General features: G+C 72.6%; 4 protein-coding genes and 1 pseudogene. All 5 read left to right on the plus strand.

The annotated features are described in order from the left end of the window. The coding region (locus AOK16_RS20635; RefSeq protein ID WP_055473681.1) for a papain-like cysteine protease family protein at positions 1-576 on the plus strand (576 nt) is incomplete at its 5' end. A gap of 4 nt (positions 577-580) precedes the next feature. Then, positions 581-1,576, plus strand: a complete 996-nt coding sequence (locus AOK16_RS20640) for a hypothetical protein (protein WP_055473682.1) — start codon at positions 581-583, stop codon at positions 1,574-1,576. A 202-nt stretch (positions 1,577-1,778) separates the two neighbouring features. Further along, on the plus strand, positions 1,779-3,259 hold a 1,481-nt coding region (uvrC, locus tag AOK16_RS20645; RefSeq protein ID WP_240483668.1), incomplete at its 3' end, for an excinuclease ABC subunit UvrC. A gap of 2 nt (positions 3,260-3,261) precedes the next feature. Next, a pseudogene (locus AOK16_RS28590) lies at positions 3,262-3,767 on the plus strand (helix-hairpin-helix domain-containing protein); the annotation flags it as partial. Next, on the plus strand, positions 3,764-3,946 hold a 183-nt coding region (locus tag AOK16_RS20650; protein ID WP_276202521.1), incomplete at its 3' end, for an RNase adapter RapZ. The pseudogene AOK16_RS28590 and the gene AOK16_RS20650, both read left to right, overlap by 4 nt.

A 3,946-nucleotide genomic window follows, 5' to 3' on the forward strand; every position in this document is an offset into this window, starting at 1 on the left:
GCCCTCACCACTCTCGCCCTGACGGCGGCCCTCCTCGCGCTCCCCACCGCCGGTGCCGCGACTGCCGCCGCGCCCTCCAAGCCCCCCGCCGGGGCGGACACCAAGCGGCTCGACATCACCATGCAGGCCCAGCGGAAGAGCAACTGGTGCTGGGCCGCGGCCGGCAACACCATCGCCACCTGGTTCGGCCAGGACCGCAGCCAGAACGAGTTCTGCAACGCGGCCTTCAACCACCGTCAGGGCGGCGACTGCCCCAACTCCCAGGCCGCGCTCGACGATGTGCAGACCGGCCTGTCCTGGACGGGCGTCAACTCCGGCTCGTACGTGGCCAACTCGCTGAGCTACCCCACCGTGCGCGCGGAGATCGACGCGGACCGCCCCCTGGAGACCCGTATCCGGTGGTCCTCGGGCGGCGGCCACATGCATGTGATCTACGGTTACGACGCCGCCGGCAGCTGGGTCTACTGGGGCGATCCCTGGCCTTCGAGCGAACGCTACAGCTGGGCCTCCCACAGCTGGTACGTCGACAACAGCGAGTTCGCCTGGACCCACTCGCTCTACCGGATCGGGGCGTGAGGCCGTGAGCAGGAAAAGGACCAACCGGCGCGCCGCCAGAGCCGCGACGGCCGCTGCCATCCCGCTCGCCGCCGCGCTGCTCTACCTCGTCCCGCAGATACCCGCGCACGGCCAGTCCACCGAGGAAGCGGACGCCACCCCGGCGTCGCCCAAGGCGCCGACCGCCGCGAGCATCGCCGAGGCGCGCGCCGCGGCGAGCTCCCCGGACATGATCAGCACGCTCTCCCGCTTCTTCGCCAAGAGCGGAGCCGCGCCCTCGGGGTCAGGCGCCGGGCCGGCCCAGCCGGAGGGTGCCCCATCGGGGGCCCAGGCCGCGCCGCGCATCCAGGGCGCGACCGTGCCCGTCTACTACCTTGCCCCCGAGTTCGTCGCGGGCCGCCCGGACGTGCCCGTCGCCCGGCTGGAGTTCCTCGCCACCGAGGCGGTCGCGGCGGACGGCCGCAAGGCCTCGGTCTGGACCGCCCGCCAGAAGGGCCGCTGGACCGTCGTCAACATCGCCACCGGCGACGACGAGACCCGCTACGCGGCGGCCGGTGCGCGGAAGCTGCGCGGCGGCACCGTCTTCAAGGAACCGCAGATCGACGCCTGGTACGTCCAGCGCGACGCGCGCGTGCTGCCGTTGGACGAGGACGCGGTACGGGCCGTGGGCGCGCGGGGTGTGAGCCTCGACGCGTACCAGCAGCGCGTGCGCGCCGCGTACGCCGACAAGTTGCCTGGCTCCGCGTACGACAGGAGGGGCGAGGCCGGCGGTTTCGGAAAGGCCACTGAGGCAAGCACCGGGGGAAACACCGAGGCAAGCACCGGGGGAGACACCGGGAAGAACAGCAGCGCCGCCGCCGCGGCGAGCGGACCGCAGACCTCCGCCACGGTCGCCGAGGCCGGTCCCGCGGCCGGCGGCGGCCTGGTGACGGCGGCCTCCGCGGCCACCGCCGCGGCGGCGGTCCTCGCCCTCGGCCTCAGCGCCGCTTCCGCGGCCCGGCGCCCGCGCCGCCGCACCTGAATCCCGAGGCCCGAGGCCTGAATCCCGGTGCCCGGGCTTGAAGGCCCGAAGTCCGGGGCCGGGATCCCGAAGCCCAGCCACACCGCCTCCGAACCGCCTCCGGGGCCGGGGACGCACACCGTCCCCGGCCCCGGAGCCGCGCCCCAACCGCCAAGCCCTCGGCGGGAGGACCGTTGTCGGTGGGCGACAGTAGGGTGAGAACATGGCCGACCCCAGCAGCTACCGACCCAAGCCGGGACAGATCCCCGACTCGCCGGGGGTCTACAGGTTCCGGGACGAGCACCGGCGGGTGATCTACGTCGGGAAGGCGAAGAGCCTGCGCCAGCGGCTCTCCTCGTACTTCCAGGACCTCGCCGGGCTGCACCCGCGCACCCGGACCATGGTCACCACCGCCGCCTCCGTCGAGTGGACAGTCGTCTCCACCGAGGTCGAGGCGCTGCAGCTGGAGTACTCCTGGATCAAGGAGTTCGACCCGCGGTTCAACGTCAAGTACCGCGACGACAAGAGCTATCCCTCCCTCGCCGTCACCCTGGGCGAGGAGTTCCCACGGGTCCAGGTGATGCGCGGACCCAAGCGGAAGGGCGTGCGCTACTTCGGCCCGTACGCCCACGCCTGGGCCATCCGCGAGACCGTCGACCTGATGCTGCGCGTCTTCCCCGTACGCACCTGCTCCGCCGGGGTGTTCAAGCGCTCGCACCAGATCGGCCGCCCCTGCCTGCTCGGCTACATCGGCAAGTGCTCCGCCCCCTGCGTCGGCCGGGTCACGCCCGAGGAGCACCGCGAACTCGCCGAGGAGTTCTGCGACTTCATGGCCGGCCGCACCGGCACCTATCTGCGGCGGCTGGAGAAGCAGATGCACACCGCGGCCGAGGAGATGGAGTACGAGAAGGCGGCGCGGCTGCGGGACGACATAGAGGCGCTGCGCCGCGCCATGGAGAAGAACGCCGTCGTCCTCGCCGACGCCACCGACGCCGACCTGATCGCCGTCGCCGAGGACGAGTTGGAGGCCGCGGTCCAGATCTTCCACGTCCGCGGCGGCCGCGTCCGCGGCCAGCGCGGCTGGGTCACCGACAAGGTCGAGGCCGTCGACACCGCCGGGCTCGTCGAGCACGCGCTCCAGCAGCTGTACGGCGAGGAGAGCGGCGAGGGCGTACCGCGCGAGGTGCTCGTACCGGCCCTTCCGGACCCGGTCGAGCCGGTCGCCCAGTGGCTCTCCGACCGCCGCGGCGCGGGCGTCAGCCTCCGTGTCCCGCAGCGCGGCGACAAGAAGGACCTGATGGCCACGGTGCAGCGCAACGCCCAGCAGGCGCTGGTGCTGCACAAGACCAAGCGCGCCTCCGACCTGACCACCCGCTCCCGCGCCCTGGAGGAGATCGCCGAGGCGCTGGAGCTGGACTCCGCGCCGCTGCGGATCGAGTGCTTCGACATCTCCCACCTCCAGGGGCAGGACGTGGTGGCCTCGATGGTGGTCTTCGAGGACGGCCTGGCCAGGAAGAGCGAGTACCGCCGCTTCCAGATCAAGGGCCGGGTCGGAGACGAGCGGATCTGGCACGGCACGGGCCAGGACGACGTGCGGTCCATGCACGAGGTGATCGCGCGCCGCTTCCGCCGCTACCTCCTGGAGAAGCAGAAGACGGGGGAGTGGGACGAGGAGGCCGTCGGCGGCGACGAGCCGCTGGCCGGNNTGGACGAGCTGGGCATCGACGACGTAGCCGTCTGCGGCCTCGCCAAGCGGCTGGAGGAGGTCTGGCTGCCGGACCAGGACGACCCGGTCGTCCTCCCACGCAGCAGCGAGGGGCTCTACCTCCTCCAGCGGGTGCGCGACGAGGCCCACCGCTTCGCCATCACGTACCAGCGGGGCAAGCGCGGCAAGCGCATGAAGGCCGGCCCGCTGGACGAGGTGGCGGGCCTCGGCGAGACCCGCAAGCAGGCGCTGCTCAAGCACTTCGGCTCCCTGAAGAGGCTGCGGGCCGCGACCGTGGAGCAGATCTGCGAGGTGCCCGGCATCGGCCGCAGGACGGCGGAGACGGTCGCGGCGGCGCTCGCCGGGGCCGCACCCGGCGGCCCGGCGGTGAACACGGCAACAGGCGAGATCATTGAAGATGGGACGGTAGAGGCGGAACGGACCGGAACGGCCGCGACCACGGCCGAGTCGTCCGCCTCGACACGGGAACGGGGGCAGGAAAGATGACCGGCACCGACGGAGACGGAGCACAGGTGAGTACGGGCACGACGGCCGAGGCAGGCGCCGATACGGCGGCCATCCCCGAGCTGGTGATCATCTCTGGCATGTCGGGGGCGGGCCGCAGCACCGCCGCCAAGTGCCTCGAGGACCTCGGCTGGTTCGTGGTCGACAACCACCCGCCCGCC

This window comes from Streptomyces pathocidini (genome assembly GCF_001418495.1).
Classification (GTDB): Bacteria; Actinomycetota; Actinomycetes; order Streptomycetales; family Streptomycetaceae; genus Streptomyces; species Streptomyces pathocidini.